Origin of the sequence: Enterococcus sp. AZ141, from assembly GCF_051714385.1 — a bacterium.
In the GTDB taxonomy this organism is placed as follows: Bacteria; Bacillota; Bacilli; order Lactobacillales; family Enterococcaceae; genus Enterococcus_D; species Enterococcus_D entomosocium.
The window spans coordinates 2,524,147-2,539,007 of the sequence record NZ_JBIORT010000001.1; the positions used below are offsets into that span (position 1 = coordinate 2,524,147).

17 protein-coding genes, 1 tRNA gene and 1 other annotated feature are annotated in these 14,861 nt (G+C 44.0%); of the genes, 13 read left to right on the plus strand and 5 right to left on the minus strand.

Annotated elements, in window-relative coordinates:
- Positions 1-79: 79 nt before the first annotated feature.
- A complete protein-coding gene (locus IGI89_RS11600) occupies positions 80-937 on the minus strand; it encodes a PhzF family phenazine biosynthesis protein (protein ID WP_438735687.1) in 858 nt (285 codons plus the stop codon).
- A 114-nt stretch (positions 938-1,051) separates the two neighbouring features.
- Here IGI89_RS11600 and IGI89_RS11605 point away from each other — a divergent pair, with 114 nt between their 5' ends.
- A complete protein-coding gene (locus tag IGI89_RS11605; RefSeq protein ID WP_016620458.1) occupies positions 1,052-1,588 on the plus strand; it encodes an AAA family ATPase in 537 nt (178 codons plus the stop codon).
- Positions 1,589-1,627: 39 nt separating this feature from the next.
- Here IGI89_RS11605 and IGI89_RS11610 read toward each other — a convergent pair whose 3' ends face one another.
- The 3 genes from IGI89_RS11610 to IGI89_RS11620 form a co-directional block, all read right to left on the minus strand.
- Positions 1,628-2,050 (minus strand): HIT family protein, encoded by a 423-nt coding sequence (locus IGI89_RS11610; RefSeq protein WP_005235304.1) that lies wholly within the window; start codon positions 2,048-2,050, stop codon positions 1,628-1,630.
- Between the two features lie 340 nt (positions 2,051-2,390).
- Positions 2,391-2,464: transfer RNA gene (locus tag IGI89_RS11615), tRNA-Arg, on the minus strand.
- A gap of 145 nt (positions 2,465-2,609) precedes the next feature.
- Positions 2,610-3,308: an O-methyltransferase gene (locus IGI89_RS11620; protein ID WP_034872576.1), complete on the minus strand. Its 699-nt coding sequence runs from the start codon at positions 3,306-3,308 to the stop codon at positions 2,610-2,612.
- 576 nt (positions 3,309-3,884) lie between these two features.
- On the opposite strand from IGI89_RS11620, the gene IGI89_RS11625 reads away from it, so the two are divergent.
- From IGI89_RS11625 to leuD, 4 genes are read left to right on the plus strand one after another with little or no spacing between them, the layout of a single operon-like run.
- Positions 3,885-5,405 (plus strand): 2-isopropylmalate synthase, encoded by a 1,521-nt coding sequence (locus tag IGI89_RS11625; protein WP_438735688.1) that lies wholly within the window; start codon positions 3,885-3,887, stop codon positions 5,403-5,405.
- Entirely contained in the window at positions 5,402-6,466 is a 1,065-nt protein-coding gene (gene leuB / locus IGI89_RS11630) for a 3-isopropylmalate dehydrogenase (RefSeq protein WP_005235314.1), read from the plus strand. The genes IGI89_RS11625 and leuB overlap by 4 nt, the downstream gene beginning before the upstream one ends.
- Entirely contained in the window at positions 6,447-7,829 is a 1,383-nt protein-coding gene (gene leuC, locus IGI89_RS11635; protein WP_016612253.1) for a 3-isopropylmalate dehydratase large subunit, read from the plus strand. The genes leuB and leuC overlap by 20 nt, the downstream gene beginning before the upstream one ends.
- Positions 7,829-8,416 (plus strand): 3-isopropylmalate dehydratase small subunit, encoded by a 588-nt coding sequence (leuD, locus tag IGI89_RS11640; RefSeq protein WP_016612252.1) that lies wholly within the window; start codon positions 7,829-7,831, stop codon positions 8,414-8,416. Before leuC ends, leuD begins: the two co-directional genes overlap by 1 nt.
- A gap of 17 nt (positions 8,417-8,433) precedes the next feature.
- Here leuD and IGI89_RS11645 read toward each other — a convergent pair whose 3' ends face one another.
- A complete protein-coding gene (locus tag IGI89_RS11645; protein WP_438735689.1) occupies positions 8,434-9,087 on the minus strand; it encodes a uracil-DNA glycosylase in 654 nt (217 codons plus the stop codon).
- A gap of 169 nt (positions 9,088-9,256) precedes the next feature.
- Positions 9,257-9,327, plus strand: a sequence feature (ribosomal protein L21 leader region).
- 19 nt (positions 9,328-9,346) lie between these two features.
- On the opposite strand from IGI89_RS11645, the gene rplU reads away from it, so the two are divergent.
- The 8 genes from rplU to phnE (IGI89_RS11685) all read left to right on the plus strand — a co-directional run bounded on the left by rplU (position 9,347) and on the right by phnE (IGI89_RS11685) (position 14,757).
- Positions 9,347-9,655 carry a 50S ribosomal protein L21 gene (rplU, locus tag IGI89_RS11650; RefSeq protein WP_005225751.1) on the plus strand — a complete coding sequence of 103 codons (309 nt, stop codon included), beginning with the start codon at positions 9,347-9,349 and terminating at the stop codon, positions 9,653-9,655.
- 26 nt (positions 9,656-9,681) lie between these two features.
- Positions 9,682-10,026 carry a ribosomal-processing cysteine protease Prp gene (locus IGI89_RS11655; protein ID WP_005225752.1) on the plus strand — a complete coding sequence of 115 codons (345 nt, stop codon included), beginning with the start codon at positions 9,682-9,684 and terminating at the stop codon, positions 10,024-10,026.
- Between the two features lie 12 nt (positions 10,027-10,038).
- Positions 10,039-10,332 (plus strand): 50S ribosomal protein L27, encoded by a 294-nt coding sequence (rpmA, locus tag IGI89_RS11660; RefSeq protein ID WP_003126181.1) that lies wholly within the window; start codon positions 10,039-10,041, stop codon positions 10,330-10,332.
- A gap of 109 nt (positions 10,333-10,441) precedes the next feature.
- Positions 10,442-10,906, plus strand: coding sequence for a GNAT family N-acetyltransferase (locus IGI89_RS11665; protein ID WP_005235322.1), 465 nt, complete (start codon positions 10,442-10,444; stop codon positions 10,904-10,906).
- Positions 10,907-11,370: 464 nt separating this feature from the next.
- On the plus strand, positions 11,371-12,306 hold the full coding sequence (phnD, locus tag IGI89_RS11670) for a phosphate/phosphite/phosphonate ABC transporter substrate-binding protein (RefSeq protein ID WP_005235326.1): 936 nt from the start codon (positions 11,371-11,373) through the stop codon (positions 12,304-12,306).
- A gap of 95 nt (positions 12,307-12,401) precedes the next feature.
- Positions 12,402-13,190, plus strand: coding sequence for a phosphonate ABC transporter ATP-binding protein (gene phnC, locus IGI89_RS11675; protein ID WP_005235328.1), 789 nt, complete (start codon positions 12,402-12,404; stop codon positions 13,188-13,190).
- Positions 13,187-13,969, plus strand: coding sequence for a phosphonate ABC transporter, permease protein PhnE (gene phnE / locus IGI89_RS11680; RefSeq protein WP_005235330.1), 783 nt, complete (start codon positions 13,187-13,189; stop codon positions 13,967-13,969). Before phnC ends, phnE (IGI89_RS11680) begins: the two co-directional genes overlap by 4 nt.
- On the plus strand, positions 13,966-14,757 hold the full coding sequence (phnE, locus tag IGI89_RS11685) for a phosphonate ABC transporter, permease protein PhnE (protein ID WP_016612248.1): 792 nt from the start codon (positions 13,966-13,968) through the stop codon (positions 14,755-14,757). The genes phnE (IGI89_RS11680) and phnE (IGI89_RS11685) overlap by 4 nt, the downstream gene beginning before the upstream one ends.
- Positions 14,758-14,861 lie beyond the last annotated feature (104 nt).

The following is a 14,861-nucleotide window of genomic DNA, read 5'->3' on the forward strand; positions in this document are numbered from 1 at the left end:
CTGCTATGGAAAAAAGAACGTGATGTGTGAAGAGGAAAAGAAAAAAGGCTGATTGAAGATCAGCCCCAAATTGTCGTGATTATGCCAGTGTATTCGTGTCGATGGTTACTGTCTCGCAAAAATGCCCTCTGCCCCCAACGTAAACATGTTGGATTTCCTTTCGCGAAGTCGTAACGAGTTTGACAAAGATTTCAGAAGGTTCACCTAAATTGCTGCCTTGTTCAAAGCGATACACTTCTTTTTCGAGGGCACACTTTTGATACAAGAAGCAAGCCAAGGCGGCATTGGAAGTGCCTGTGGCAGATTCTTCATTGATGTCAAACAATGGAGCAAAGTTACGACAAACGATTCGTTCTTTTTCCATTGCATATAAGTGCATGCCAACTACTTGTTGAAGCGCACTTACTTTTTTTATTTCCTCAAAATTAGGTGCAACTTGCTGCAACTGGGCCGTTGTTTTGATTGGAATAAGGATATCCTTTAATCCAGTAGAAACGATTTGAATAGGAATTTGATCATTGATAGCATTGGTATCAAAACAGTCAGTTAATTGTTCTAGTGAAAGTACATCTGAAAACAGTGGTTTGTTCTGTTCCATGAAAATGACACCGTCTTTGATGGTGATCGACAAACGTCCGGCGTTGGTGTCGATGCGATACTGTTGCTTGGAAAGTTTGTTTAGATACGATAATAGTGCAAAGGAGGCAATTGTTGCATGTCCGCATAAGTCAACTTCTTCTTTTGGCGTAAAATAGTCAAATCGGAAATCGGCCTGCGGGGATTTCGATAAAAAAGCTGTTTCTGAAAAGCCTAACTCTTTTGCGACGGCTAACTTTTGTTGTGGCGTAAGAGGCTGTTCCAACAAGACGACTCCAGCCTTGTTGCCACCCGTTTGATTTTTACTAAACCCACTTGCGATATGTACCGTTATCTCCATAGGACACCTGCTTTCTTTGTTCTTGTTAAGCATAGCATAATTTTTGCAGGAGGAGGATATGAAAACGGATTGGGTAAGCGTGTTATACTGAAGGTACGACAGAGGAGGGACTTTATGAAGAGAGGGAAAGTAGTTGTAGTGAGTGGCGTTACAGCGTCGGGCAAAACGACATTGGTTCGTGAATTGAGTAGATTGGCAGATGGAATAGTGATCTCCTTTGATGATTATAGTATCGATGCATTGCCCTCAGCACCATCTTTTGATTATTTTTTACAAGATCCCCGCGCAGCGATCAATCAATATGACATCAGTCTGCTACTGAAAGATTTGAAGAGAGCGATGAGCATTCAACCAATCATTTTTGTGGACTTTCCCTTCGGATATGAGCACCAAGATTTGCGTCAGTTGATCGATACGGTGATTTATTTGAAAACACCACTAGATATTGCTTTTGCTCGTCAGATTAAACGGGATTATACGAACGAATCAAAAGAAGCGATTTTGACTTGGGCAGATACTTATCTTTCCTATGCAAGAGAGCTATTTGTTTTACACGAACAGATCATTGCTGAAACAGCCGACTATGTACTGGATGGTGCTCTACCAGCTGATCAGCTAGCAGAACAAGTCAAGTATTATCAAGTATTTTAAGAAGCGCTTTTAAGCAAGATTTAGTCTACTGAGTTTTGTTTAATCTCCCTTACTATCTGTTTCAGAGGTCAAAAATGCCGCTGCTTCCTCTAAAGAGAGCGCTGCTCCATTGAATGTGGGCCACGCATTGATACCGTCACATTTTTTTCTCGGAATCAAATGAAGATGAAAGTGAGGGACTGATTGACCCGCTGCTTGATTTGCTGCGCTTAGCAAATTAATCCCATCAAATCCTAAGCGAGTGACACAATGATCTGCTATTTTTTGAACCGTTTGAATGAGGTGAGCAAGAAGAACGGGGTCGCAATCTAAAATACTGGTGTAATGTTTTTTAGGAATAACCAGCATATGATAATCCACGTCTTTGGCATGATCAAGGAAGGCGCAAACACTGTCATCTTCATGGATTACATGGCTTTTTATTTTTCCAGAGACGATGCGGCAAAAAGGACATTCTTCCATCAAAATTCCTCCTATGGAATAAATTTTGTTAGTTGTGTTCGAGAAGTATAATATCTAAAAATGTGAAGCTACGGGATTATGGGAAACCATAAACGATCTTTGTAATTAAGCCGCTCTTTGAGAGGATAATATCATATTTATTTAGCAGTTAAAACTATATGTGATAATTAATGATGTTTTAGATAATTAGTTAATAGGTTGTTTGCAAAAGAAAAGCACCGTGCTGCTGATTTGTGGTAAAAGTGACGTTTGAAAAAAGTGGTTTTTAAAAATTTATCAAAAAAAATCGTTAGGAATCAAGATTCCTAACGATCTGCTAGTGCAATGCACGATAATATAACGTTCCAGGAGGGATTCGAACCCCCGACCGTTCGCTTAGAAGGCGAATGCTCTATCCGGCTGAGCTACTGGAACAAATAATTTTCAGCGAATGCTCACTTCGCCTAAGCTGTTGAAATCAATCAGCAACAAATAACATTATAGAAAAAGGGCGCAGCAATGTCAATCGCTTTTCGCCCTTTTCTTATTTTTTCTTTGAAAAAAGGAAGCGCAGCTGCCCTCAACCTTTCTCAGGTTCCTCAAGAATTACGCTATCTGCTTCTTTCGTAATGAGAATCACACCATCTCCTAAAGGGACAAGCGTGGAGGTCAGCTGAGGATGGTTCATCACGGTATCCAAGAAAAGATTCAATTTGCGATGGATCGCTCGCTGGTTACGAGGGATTTCTTCGATGGGGTGTAGAATCGTTCCAGCTTGAAATACGTCATCCACCATCAGCACACCGCCTTTGCGTAATAGACGCAGACATTCTGGTAAAAATTCAATGTATTTTGATTTGGCGCTGTCCATGAAGATAAAATCATAAGGGCCACTCAATGTAGGTAGGACGTCTGCCGCTTGTCCTTCTAATAGCGTGATTTTTTCTTCATTTCCTAAGCGAGCGTAGGTTTCTTTGGCTTTGCGGATCATGACGTCAAAGCGATCGATCGTTGTGACATGACCATCTTTCACACATTGCGCCATCAAGCTTGAAGAAAAACCGATCGCTGTGCCGATCTCAAGGATTTCTTTTGGCTGGAGCTGTCCTAATAAAAACTGCAAAAAGACCACTGTTTCATGTGGGATGATTGGCACTTCTTTTTCATGAGCGGCTTGCTCGATTTCACCAAGTTCGCCGGGTAATTGCTTTTGTTTTTCACGCATAAACGCCACTAGTTCTGGTTTGACTACTGGACGATGCATCATTTCGTTGCGCATCTTCATCCTCCTAATTTATCGCTGCCCCTTATTATACGAATAACTCACCTTAAGTTCAATCTTTTCGAGTCTTTGGAACAACAAAAAAACCAGTCATAAGACTGGCAGGATAAAGGGGTGAAAAATATTTTTGGGATATTTCTATCATAACGGTGTTATGTGGAGGTTTGGTTAAAATCCTGTGAAGATCTCGTCAGGTTCTGCTTAAATTTTCATCAAGGAAGAAAAGCAACCCATCAACAGGGCAAAAACGAACTTTTTATCGAAATATTCAGAAAATTCAGGGAAAAGTGTTGACAGAGGAACCTGCTGTTTGGTATCTTCATAACAAGATAAAAAAAGTGATAGGTGACGACGATGGATAAACGATTGAAACAAACAGCTGCATTTTTATTATTATTATCGTAAGGACTCTTTTTCTATGACCCGCCTTTTTTAAGGCATCATTTGAAGAGTCCTATTCGCATTGCATGAAGGAAACCCTTTATGGAGTGCTTTTTTTATACCATTTTTTCAATTGTGTTTGAATGAGGTCGCGCCAAGCGTGCTCCTACCACTGCTAAGGAGGAAATAGTGATGAGAAAAATCCAGTTTTTTGATACGACATTGCGAGACGGTGAACAGACCCCGGGAGTCAACTTTAATACGAAAGAGAAGGTTCAACTGGCGCTGCAATTAGAAAAATGGGGCATTGATACGATCGAAGCAGGTTTTCCGATTGCATCAGAAGGAGATTTTCAAGCAGTCAAAGCGATTGCTGGGGCGGTGACGAAAATGACCGTTGCAGGACTTGCCCGTTGTCAGAAAAAAGACATTGATCGTGCCTATGAAGCTCTTTATCAAGCCGTCGATCCACAGATCCATGTCTTTCTAGCAACGAGTAAGGTGCATCGCCAGTACAAGCTGAATATGACGAAAGCAGAAGTACTCGCTTCCATCAAAGAACATGTGGCTTATGCGCGTGAACGCTTTGAAAAAGTTCAATTCTCGCCAGAAGATGCCACCCGCACCGATAAAGCCTTCTTGCTTGAGGCGGTTCAAACAGCGATTGATGCCGGCGCGACGATCATCAATGTGCCCGATACAGTAGGGTTTACCAATCCTACGGAATATGGAGCGCTTTTTGCCTATTTGATCGCCAATATCAAAAGCGAGCAGCAGATCACTTTTTCTTCCCATTGTCATGATGACTTGGGAATGGCGACAGCCAATGCGCTGGCGGCTATTGAAAATGGTGCTGATCGGGTGGAAGGAACGATCAACGGGATCGGCGAACGAGCTGGCAATACTGCATTAGAAGAAGTGGCCTTGGCGTTGCATATTCGCAATGATTTCTATCAGGCTACCTCCAACACCAAATTAAACGAAACAAAACGAACCAGCGATCTGGTGGCACGTTTGTCAGGAATCACGGTACCGAAAAACAAAGCGATCGTCGGAGGCAATGCTTATGCCCATGAATCAGGGATTCATCAAGATGGCGTCTTGAAAAATCCTGAGACCTACGAAATTATTACCCCACAGTTGGTGGGGGTAGAAACCAACTCGTTGCCTTTAGGCAAACTTTCTGGCCGCCATGCGTTTGTCGATAAAATGCAGCAACTGGGCTACCAGTTTGACCAAGAAGAAACCAACGAATTGTTTAAACGCTTCAAAGAATTGGCAGATAAAAAGAAGCAAGTGACCGAACAAGATTTGCTGGCTTTGGTGGCCGATCAAGGCCGCAGCCAAGAAGGCGGCTGCGAGTTGGACGCCGTTCAGCTACAATACGTGTCCAATGGCCATCAAGGAGCAGTGGTTTCTATCATCAAAGACGAGGAAAAACAAGTGGCATCAGCCATCGGTGCCGGCAGTATCCAAGCTATCTACAACTCGATCGATCAGATTTTCCAGCAGCAGCCGAAGTTGTTGAATTATGAGATCACTGCCTTGACCAGTGGGGAAGATGCGCAAGCGGAAGTGCACGTGGTCATTGAATGCCAGGAAACCAATGAAAAAATCAGCGGGATCGGCTTAGACTTTGATGTCTTGCAGGCGTCAGCCAAAGCATATGTACAGGCTAGCGCAGCTCTAAAGAATCGAGGTGTCCTTGTTTGAAAAAGATCGTGGTTTTAGCAGGAGATGGCATCGGACCAGAAATTATGGACAGTGCCCTTGCGGTATTGAAAGCGGCTTGTCCTGACCATCTCCAGCACTTTCATTTTGACCAGCGGCCATTTGGTGGAGCGGCGCTGGCACTTACTGGAGAGCCATTGCCGCAAGAAACACTACAAGCTTGCCAGCAGGCGGATGCGGTCCTTTTAGGAGCCATTGGTGATCCAGCTTGGGAAAACGCACCGACAACACCCGAGAAAGGACTTTTGAATCTGCGTCAAGCGTTAGGTCTATACGCCAATATTCGACCCATCAAAGTAGTTGATGCGGTGATTGCTTTGTCTCCCATCAAAGAAACGATCCTTCGAGGGACAGATTTTGTCATCGTTCGTGAGTTGACTGGCGGTATCTATTTTGGCGAAAAAGCAGAAAAACCTGAAGAAGCCTACGACATTAATCATTATCACCAAGCAGAGATTCGACGGATTTTGCGTAAAGCCTTTGAGATCGCCCGTACGCGGAAGAAGCGGGTTCTCTCTGTCGATAAAGCAAATGTGTTGGCGACTAGCCGGCTTTGGCGCCGATTAGCGGAAGAAACGGCACAGGAATTCCCGGATTGTCAGTTGACTCATCAATATGTTGATTCCGCCGCTATGAAAATCATCCAAAATCCCAAAGACTTTGATGTAATCGTGACCGAAAATCTCTTTGGCGACATTTTAAGTGATGAAGCCTCGGTTTTGCCGGGGTCATTAGGGGTGCTACCAAGCGCAAGCCATGGCGCAGAAGGGGTTTCTTTATATGAACCGATCCATGGCTCGGCACCGGATATTGCTAGGCAAAATTGTGCCAATCCGGTTTCCATGATTTTGTCTGTCGTGATGATGCTAAGAGAGTCCTTTCAAGAGGAACAGCTGGCAGATACCATCGAAAGTGCGTGTTATGAGGTAATGAATGCGGGGATCTTGACGCGTGATTTAGGTGGGACGGCAACGACAACTGCCTTTACAGAAGCGGTTATTGCACAGTTAGGAGTGAGCAATTATGGGGAAAACGCTGTTTGATAAACTATGGGATCGGCATGTGATCACAGGAGAAGAAGGGCAGGCGCAGCTGCTTTATGTCGATCTGCATATGATCCATGAAGTGACGACGCCGCAAGCCTTCGAAGGCTTGCGGCAAGCGGGACGGACAGTTCGCTGTCCCGAAAAAACCTTCGCAACAATGGATCATAATGTGCCTACCAAAGATATTTTTACCATCACCGATCTGGTTGCAAAAAAGCAAATGGATACGTTACGTAAAAACTGTCATGATTTTGGGATCGAATTGTGTGACAATGGCTCTGCCAACCAAGGAATTGTCCATATGGTTGGCCCAGAAGTAGGCTTGACCCAACCAGGAAAAACGATCGTTTGCGGTGATTCCCATACTGCCACCCATGGTGCTTTCGGCGCGATCGCATTTGGGATCGGTACGAGTGAAGTGGAGCATGTCTTTGCGACACAGACGATTTGGCAGACAAAACCGAAACGCATGGGAGTTGAGATCACCGGTCAGCTGCAGCCGGGGGTGTACGCCAAAGATATTATTTTGGCATTGATCGCGACGCATGGCACAGATTTTGGTGGTGGCTATGCCGTAGAATTCTTTGGCGAAACGATCCGCAACCTGACGATGGAAGAGCGCATGACCATTTGCAATATGTCGATCGAAGGTGGGGCGAAAATGGGCTTGATCGCACCTGATGAAACGACCTTTGCTTATGTGAAGGATCGACGCTTTGCGCCACAAGCGTTTGCCAGTGCGGTGACGGATTGGGAAACCCTGTATACCGATGAAGGTGCCAACTATGATGCCCTGATCACCTTAGACGCAGCAACCTTAGAACCTTACATCACTTGGGGCACCAATCCAGAAATGGGAGTACCGGTCAGCGAAACGTTTCCTGAAGTGCGAGATCACAATGATCAGCAAGCCTATGAATATATGGCACTGCACCCCGGACAGACGGCTGCCGATATCCCCATCGAATACATCTTTATCGGATCGTGTACCAATGGTCGTTTGTCTGATCTGCAAGAAGCAGCGGCGATTTTGAAAGGTCAGACCATCAAAGAAGGGGTCACTGGCATTATCGTTCCTGGTTCACGCCCTGTTCGTAAAGCAGCGGAAGCGATCGGTTTAGACAAAGTCTTTATTGAGGCTGGTTTTGAATGGCGGGAGCCTGGCTGTTCCATGTGCCTAGGAATGAATCCTGATAAAGTACCAGAAGGCGTCCACTGTGCCTCCACGTCAAACCGCAATTTTGTTGGACGGCAAGGGAAAAACGCTCGGACGCACCTGTGTAGTCCAGCAATGGCGGCAGCAGCTGCGATCCATGGGCGTTTTGTCGATGTACGAGAAGTGGTTGGAGGTGTTGGTTAATGGAAGCTTTTACGCAATTTGAAGGTACGACGCTGCCTTTGATGAATGACAATATCGATACCGATCAAATCCTACCGAAAAATTATTTGAAGCGCGTTGAAAAAACGGGGTTTGGCGAATTTTTATTTGACGATTGGCGCTATTTGCCGCAACGCAAGCCTAATCCAGCATTTATCTTGAATGATCCAGCATATCAGACCGCTCAAGTCCTCGTCACTGGTGATAATTTTGGTTCTGGCTCTTCTCGAGAGCATGCGGCATGGGCGCTGTTGGATTACGGCTTTAAAGCCGTGATTGCTGGCAGCTTCGGTGATATTTTCTATATGAATGCCACCAAAAACGGGCTGCTACCCATCGAGCTGCCTTTGACTGTTCGCCAAAGGATCGCCTCGCTGCCTGCTTCTGAAAAAATCAGCATCGACTTGCCGAGGCAATGTGTGATCGTTGCCGGGGAGGAGCATTTCTTTGCAATCGATGCTACCTGGAAACACAAATTGATCCACGGTCTCGATGAGATCAGTATCACCTTGCAGGAAGAGGCGAAAATCACCGCCTATGAGCAGACGATTCCAGCGTATTGGCAGTAGGGCTAGGGGACTGGTCGTTATTCGTCGGCTGGTATTTGTGAAAGATTGTTTCTTAACCCTCGCCAATCAGCTTCGATTTGCGGAGTCAACGTCCGATTATAAAAGATCGCAGCGGGATGATACATCGGCACGATCAGATATTCTTTTTCCGACCATTGATAGCCATCCTTTGTCGGATTGCTTTCTTGAATTTTGGAACGGATCACTTCGCCATGGTGGTCTTTGATATAATAGGCGTTGCCTAATAATCGCTGTAGTCCGATATTGCCAACAGTTGCAATGACGGGCGGATCCACGATGGACAACTCGTAGTCAAGCAGTGGTGCGTGTAGCAAGACTTCCTTTTTGGTAGGTGTCCGATTGGGATGGACGATCTCATGGGCACCGCTGCGCTTGTTGATTCGTTCTTTGACGGAATATGGACGGCTGCGGACAGCGCTGGTGATGTAGACATCCTCACGGGTCAAACCGGCTAAAGCCAACGATTTCATCAATTCTTTTCCTGCTTGTCCGCTAAAAGGAATAAAATTCTCGATTTCGGTTCGACCAGGGGCTTCACCAACGATCATCAATTTGGGCTGCAGCGGTCCTTGACCTGGAACAAATCCTTCCAACGGATAACTGCGGGATGCCTGTTGAACGGCAGTGGCTAATTCTTTGGGGTATTGCATGAAAACTCCTCCCATTCTGTTTCGCTTGTGCTCTTTCTTCTATAGTAATAGAAAATAAAAAATGCACAAAAGGAAATGACTAGTAGCAAAAGAATTCTGTCTTTTCCTTAATTAGTGATTGACTTTAGGAAAACATTTTGATAAAGTTAATCTGTTGTAATTGTGGACTCCACAGCTACAACCGCACAGAACAAGTAGTAAGTACGAAAGTCACTTGGGATGGCGAGTCTAAGTATATTATAAGGAGGTGCTGTAGAGCATGTACGCAATTATCAAAACTGGTGGGAAACAAGTAAAAGTTGAAGTGGGTCAAGCAATCTACGTTGAAAAATTAGACGTTGAAGCTGGACAAAAGGTTACTTTTGATGAAGTTATCTTAGTAGGTGGCGAATCAACAAAAGTGGGTGCCCCAATCGTTGCAGGAGCAACTGTTGAAGGAACTGTTGAAAAACACGGCAAACAAAAGAAAGTCGTAACTTTCAAATACAAACCTAAAAAACATTCACACCGTAAACAAGGTCACCGTCAACCTTACACAAAAGTTGTTATTGACGCGATCAACGCTTAATTCTTACGAAAAGCAGGGTAACGAATATGATCAAAGGGACATTCAAACGAAATGACTCTGGTCGGATTGTTTCTTTTGAACTAGCTGGACACGCACAAGCAGGAGAATACGGCAAAGACATCGTCTGTGCTGCAGCATCCGCTTTAGCGATCAGTGCAGTCAATGGGATCGATGCTTTGGCTGGCGTTGCGCCAAAAGTTGAAGCAGATAACGAAAATGGTGGGTACTTATTAGTCACACTGCCTTCTCGTTTGACCCAAGAGCAGTCGAATATCGCACAAATTCTTTTAGAAAATTTGTTGATCGGCTTGCAATCAGTTCAAGAAGAGTACAACGATTATATCCAAATCAAAACTACTAAAGAAAACTAGGAGGTGCATCTCATGTTGATGAAAATGAATTTGCAATTCTTCGCTCACAAAAAAGGTGGGGGTTCTACTTCTAACGGACGTGACTCTCAATCAAAACGTTTAGGTGCGAAACGTGCTGACGGTCAAACCGTTTCAGGCGGATCAATCCTTTATCGCCAACGCGGTACTAAAATTTACCCAGGGGTAAACGTAGGTATCGGTGGAGATGATACATTGTTTGCAAAAGTTGACGGCGTTGTTCGTTTCGAACGTAAAGGCCGCGACAAAAAACAAGTATCTGTTTATCCAGTAGCGCAAGAAGCATAAGAAAATGACATCCAGATTACGTAAAAGTAACCTGGGTGTTTTTTTATACACCAATGAAACCGTTTTAACGAAATAGTTATTTATAATGGCTTAGATAAGGAGTGAAGCAATGATTCAATTAAAAGAAATCACGAAGGAAAACTATCGTGCGTGCATGAATTTGAAGACAACGAAGGAGCAAGAAGATTTTGTTGCGCCCAATTGGTACTCAATGTTAGAGGCGATCTATGAGGAACCACGTCAGGCATTTGCCCTCTACAATGGTGAGGATATGGTCGGCTTTCTCTTATTTAGTTTTTACGAAGCGGATGAGGATTATCCAAAAGCTTCGTGGTGGATCGAGCGGTTTATGATCGCAGAAAAATTCCAAAATCAAGGGTTAGGCAGTCAGGCGTTTCTTGCTGGGTTAGATTGGTTCAAAACCCATATCCAAGCGCAAGAATTAAGGATCTCCGCTGTAGATGGCAACGAGATCGCAACAAAGCTTTACGAACGAAACGGCTTTGTCTTGACAGGTGAAATGATTGATAACGAGCATGTACTCTTGTTGCAGCTGCCAACGGATCAAGGGTAAATGACTCTTTCTACAGTAAAAAATGAGGTCAAAGGCAGAGGTTCTTAAGGGGATTCTCTGCTTTTTTTATTGGTGTTTTTCCGGTCCAAAAAGTGTGCCGTCATTTTCTGGCTAGATTTTTCAAGAAATTTTGTGCACTATAGGGTAAGAATTACGAGTATATCCATGCTTTGTTGTTCACAAAGTTCCTTTTGCGATTAACGAAATCTTTACACGTTGACAACACAAACCTTATATTCATTTGATACTCTGAGGAAGTAGAACAAATGGAAAGAAACTTTCGAAAAACGTTGATTATTGAGAATGTGCTCACGAATGATTTTGGTAAAAACACGAACATTATCAAAAAAGAAAACGTTCGTAATTCGAAAAAGATTGTTTTTGGTTCGTTGATTTTTTATAATCAAAAAGGAAAGTTCGTAATTCCGTGAGTTCGATTTTTTTAATGAAAAGGAGAAAAAGTGATGAAAGTTTGGAAGAAAACGGCAATGTTTGGTTTAGGTTTGGTGGCAGCAGTTACGCTGGCGGCATGTGGCTCAGGTGGAGCAAGTACTGACTCGGCGGCTGAAGAAGCAGGATATGTACCAGAAAAGTTGACCGTTCAATTTGTTCCATCACAAGCAGCAGAAACATTAGAAGCAAAAGCAAAACCACTTGAGCAATTATTAAGTGATGAATTGGGGATTCCAGTCACTGTGAGTGTTTCCACTGACTACAATACAATCGTCGAAGCAATGGCTTCGAAACAAGTAGATGTCGGCTTTTTACCGCCGAATGCCTATGTTTTAGCAAATGAACAAAGCAATGTTAAGGTGCTATTACAAGCACAGCGTTATGGCATCAAGCAGCCTGGTGGGGAATCAACGGATGAATTGGTTGATAGCTATCGTTCAATGATCGTCGTAAAAAGCGGCAGCGATATCAAAGAGTTGGAAGATTTAAAAGGCAAAACGATTGCCACTCAAGATGTTACTTCTTCTGCCGGTTATGTTTGGCCAGTAGCAGAAATGAAAAAAGCAGGCATCGATATCAATACGGATGTGACGACTGTTCAAGTCAAAGGCCATGACCAAGCGGTCTTATCTGTCTTGAATGGCGACGTTGACGCAGCGTTCGTTTTTGAAGATGCCCGCAACACGGTCAAAAATGATTACCCAGAAATCATGGATGAGGTAGAACCAATGTACTTTACCGAACCGATCCCGAACGATACGATCAGTGTCCGCAGCGACATGAGTGAAGAGTGGGACAAAAAAATCCAAGATGCCTTTATCGCGATCGGTAAAGATGAAGAAGGAAAACAAATCATCTCTGATATTTACTCTCATGAAGGATACGTTGTTTCACAAGACAGCAATTTCGACATCGTAAGAGAGTATGCGGAACAAGTCGGACAATAACTAATAGATGAATAGATCGGGAGGGTACCGGTAGTTGAGGTACCCTTTTCGAATGGAAAGCAATTTTTACCTAATGGAAAGAAAGTAGGAGAATCATGGCTCTAGAGAACGAAACGATTATTTCATTTCAGAATGTGACCAAGCAATACCCAAATGGGGTATTAGGTTTGAAGGACTTAAACATCGATATCAAAAAAGGGGAATTTGTCATCGTAGTGGGTTTATCAGGAGCAGGAAAATCAACGATGCTGCGCTCCATCAATCGACTGCACGAGATCACGAGTGGCGAGATTTTAATCGATAGCAAGTCGATCACAAAAGCAAAAGGAAGAGAGCTACGCTTGATTCGTCGAGACATTGGCATGATTTTCCAAAGCTTTAATTTGGTGAAACGTTCGAGTGTCTTGCGAAATGTCTTAACTGGGCGAGTAGCTTATCACCCAACGATCAAAATGTTGCTTGGTTTGTTCCCGCAAGCGGATAAAGAGCTGGCTTATCAATCGCTGCAGCGGGTCAATTTAGCAGAAAAAGTCTATACTCGAGCCGATGAATTGTCTGGCGGTCAGCAGCAGCGGGTTTCGATTGCCCGTGCTTTGACGCAAGAGCCGAAGATTATTTTAGCGGATGAACCGGTTGCTTCCTTAGATCCTTTAACCACTGAAAAAGTCATGAATGACTTAAAACGGATCAATCAAGATCTGGGGATTACCATCGTAGTCAATTTGCATTCTGTCCAATTGGCAAGAGAGTACGGCACGCGGATCATCGGGTTGCGAGACGGAGGCTTGGTTTTTGATGGCCCTGTCAGTGAAGCGACCGATCAGCGATTGAAACAGATTTATGGCAGCGAGATCATAGAAGAGCAGGAAGGGGCAGGACAATGACGACAAATACGTTGCCGAAACGCAGCGGACTATGGAAAAATGTTCTTTGGCTCGTCATTTTTTTAGTGGTATTGTTCGTTAGCGGCTCTATTTCAGGCGTTGATTTGGCACGGTTCTTTAGCAATAGCAGTCAAATGAATGTCATTTTACAAAAGATGGCTCATCCTGATTGGGCATATGCCAAAATCATTGTAGAGCCGATTTTACAAACGATCCAAATGGCGATCATCGGCACGACCTTTGGTGCACTGGCGGCTTTTCCGTTTTCACTTTTAGCAGCACGAAATATCATGACGAATCATTGGATCAGCGGTTGTTTCCGTTTTGTTTTGAATATCATTCGGACGGTACCTGATTTGATGCTGGCGGCTTTATTTGTTGCCATTGTCGGAATCGGTCCCGTTGCCGGGGTGATCTCCATCTCTGTGTTTTCTTTTGGGATGATCACCAAATTGTTTTATGAATCGATTGAAACGATTGATGAAGGTCCGATCGAAGCAATCACGGCTTCTGGAGGATCGAAGTTTGACATCATCCGCTATGCAGTCGTACCGCAAGTCATGAGCCATTTTCTTAGTTACTTGCTTTATGCCTTTGAGATCAATGTGCGGGCATCGACGATTCTTGGGTATATCGGCGCAGGCGGAATCGGTGTTTTCTTACAACGATCTTTAAGCCAATTTCGATATGACCAGACGTCGATTATCGTCTTAGTGATTTTTGCAGTTGTTTTGGTGATTGATACCATCAGTAATAGATTAAGGGAGCGATTGTTATGATGTTGCCAGCAGAACCGAAAAAGAAAAAAATACGGAATTGGCTGATCGCAGTAGTCGTTATCCTCCTTTATATTTGGGCTTTCGCTGGTATACCTTTTGCCGGCGTTAAAGAAAATGTCGGTCAAATTGTCGGCTCAATCTTTTATGGCCTGATCCATCCTGATTGGGGCTATGTTTATACCGGTGATGGCGAAGATTTGATCAGTTTGATGATCGAAACCGTTGCGATCGCCTTTGTAGGTACGTTTTTATCCTCAATATTAAGTATTCCTTTTGCCTTTTGGGCGGCGCGCAGCAAAAACAGCCCTCGCTGGCTATCAGGTTTCGGTAAAATCGTGCTGACGGCGATTCGAACGTTTCCAGAAATCGTCTTAGCGATCATGTTCATCAAAACAGTGGGTCCCGGATCCTTTGCTGGTGTTTTGGCAGTTAGTGTCCATTCCATTGGGATGTTGGCGAAACTCTATAGCGAAGCGATCGAGAACATGGATCACGGTCCTTCAGAATCGGTCGTTAGTGCGGGAGGAAATCGTTGGGATGTGTTAGGCTTTGCGACATTGCCACAATTGATTCCAGAATTTCTTTCTTTTACCTTGTATCGTTTTGAACTGGCTGTCCGTTCAGCTTCGATCTTAGGGATCGTAGGGGCAGGTGGGATCGGTACGCCGATGATCTTTGCCATCAATGCGCGATCATGGAGCCGTGTAGGAATCATTTTATTAGGGATCGTTGTGACGGTCACGATCATTGATTTTATTTCTGGGCGCTTGCGTAAACGATTGGTTTAATAAAAGGAAGTGCGTACTCGAAAAAACACAGTCTGCATAGGCTGTGTTTTTTTGCAGCGGATAGGCGGATGTCGTTTAAGACAGGTTTCGTGAAACTTGTTATA

Bases quoted from the DNA above. Each gene is read 5' to 3' on its own strand.
- IGI89_RS11600 (WP_438735687.1), bottom strand. From the start codon at position 937: ATGGAGATAACGGTACATATCGCAAGTGGGTTTAGTAAAAATCAAACG.
- IGI89_RS11605 (WP_016620458.1), top strand. From the start codon at position 1,052: ATGAAGAGAGGGAAAGTAGTTGTAGTGAGTGGCGTTACAGCGTCGGGC.
- IGI89_RS11610 (WP_005235304.1), bottom strand. From the start codon at position 2,050: ATGGAAGAATGTCCTTTTTGCCGCATCGTCTCTGGAAAAATAAAAAGC.
- IGI89_RS11620 (WP_034872576.1), bottom strand. From the start codon at position 3,308: ATGCGCAACGAAATGATGCATCGTCCAGTAGTCAAACCAGAACTAGTG.
- IGI89_RS11625 (WP_438735688.1), top strand. From the start codon at position 3,885: ATGAGAAAAATCCAGTTTTTTGATACGACATTGCGAGACGGTGAACAG.
- leuC (WP_016612253.1), top strand. From the start codon at position 6,447: ATGGGGAAAACGCTGTTTGATAAACTATGGGATCGGCATGTGATCACA.
- leuD (WP_016612252.1), top strand. From the start codon at position 7,829: ATGGAAGCTTTTACGCAATTTGAAGGTACGACGCTGCCTTTGATGAAT.
- IGI89_RS11645 (WP_438735689.1), bottom strand. From the start codon at position 9,087: ATGCAATACCCCAAAGAATTAGCCACTGCCGTTCAACAGGCATCCCGC.
- rplU (WP_005225751.1), top strand. From the start codon at position 9,347: ATGTACGCAATTATCAAAACTGGTGGGAAACAAGTAAAAGTTGAAGTG.
- IGI89_RS11655 (WP_005225752.1), top strand. From the start codon at position 9,682: ATGATCAAAGGGACATTCAAACGAAATGACTCTGGTCGGATTGTTTCT.
- rpmA (WP_003126181.1), top strand. From the start codon at position 10,039: ATGTTGATGAAAATGAATTTGCAATTCTTCGCTCACAAAAAAGGTGGG.
- IGI89_RS11665 (WP_005235322.1), top strand. From the start codon at position 10,442: ATGATTCAATTAAAAGAAATCACGAAGGAAAACTATCGTGCGTGCATG.
- phnD (WP_005235326.1), top strand. From the start codon at position 11,371: ATGAAAGTTTGGAAGAAAACGGCAATGTTTGGTTTAGGTTTGGTGGCA.
- phnC (WP_005235328.1), top strand. From the start codon at position 12,402: ATGGCTCTAGAGAACGAAACGATTATTTCATTTCAGAATGTGACCAAG.
- phnE (WP_005235330.1), top strand. From the start codon at position 13,187: ATGACGACAAATACGTTGCCGAAACGCAGCGGACTATGGAAAAATGTT.
- phnE (WP_016612248.1), top strand. From the start codon at position 13,966: ATGATGTTGCCAGCAGAACCGAAAAAGAAAAAAATACGGAATTGGCTG.